This window comes from Acrocarpospora macrocephala, assembly GCF_009687865.1.
Lineage (GTDB): Bacteria > Actinomycetota > Actinomycetes > Streptosporangiales > Streptosporangiaceae > Acrocarpospora > Acrocarpospora macrocephala.
In genome coordinates, this window is the sequence record NZ_BLAE01000151.1 from 1 (window position 1) to 903 (window position 903).

Consider the following 903-nt stretch of genomic DNA (forward strand, 5'->3'; position numbering starts at 1 on the left):
TTTAGCCTTGCTCATGGAGCTGACCAAGCCACATGCTCGGCGGTTTCGTAGAGTGTCCGGATGGGTCCTTCCAGCACGGCTTGTTCTACGACTGGCAGCTCTGACCTGCGAGGGTCAGGGACTCCTTTCTTTTGATCGTCCGGCTGGACGGATCTACCCGGCGCATGTGCATCCCTGTTGAGGAACCCGCGGCCATCCCGGACCTCGATTCCGGTCGAGATCGTGTGATGGACCGCTGCTACCGAATGTCAGGTCCGGCACTCGGCGACACTCTGCGGATCATGCCCACCCGAGCGTGTGTCTGGAATGGCTCCTCACCTGTGAACCATCTGCACCATCGATGAGGAGATGGCGTGAAAGTACGGCTGGGCATCGACGTGGCCTGCCGGGCCGCGCATCAGGCGGCCTGCGCCGACCAGGCCGGGGAGTTCCTCTTCTCCGGCCGCCGCTTCCGCACCACCGTGGAGGATCTGGAACGGCTGTGGGCCGGCCTGCCCGCCAACGCCGAGGAGGTGCTGGTGGTGATGGAACCCACCCGCAACGCCTGGATCCCCCTGGCCGCCTGGTTCGCCGCCAAAGGCGCCAAAATCGCCATGGTCACCCCCGAACAGTCGGCCGACCTGCGCCGCTACTACCACAAACACACCAAAAACGACCGGCTGGACGCCCGGATCCTGGCCCGCATCCCGCTCCTGCACCCCGAGGGTTTGCGGCTGTCGGGCGCGGGTGAGCTCGGCCCGGCCGACCCGCTGCGCCGGGCCACCCGCCGCCGCCGTTCGCTGGTCAAACGCCGCACCGCCACCTACCAGCGCATCGACGCCCTGCTGGAGATCTACGGCCCGCACTGGGCGGGCGTGCTGGGCGAGGGCGACTACTCCAAGACCGCGCTGACCGCGCTGACCG

The 903-nt window shown here is 67.2% G+C and carries 1 protein-coding gene; it reads left to right on the forward strand.

Translation table 11 applies throughout. From position 1 onward, the window contains the following. Positions 1-353: 353 nt before the first annotated feature. Positions 354-903, forward strand: a 550-nt coding sequence (locus Amac_RS53370) for an IS110 family transposase (protein WP_155362075.1), incomplete at its 3' end; no start/stop codon positions are given.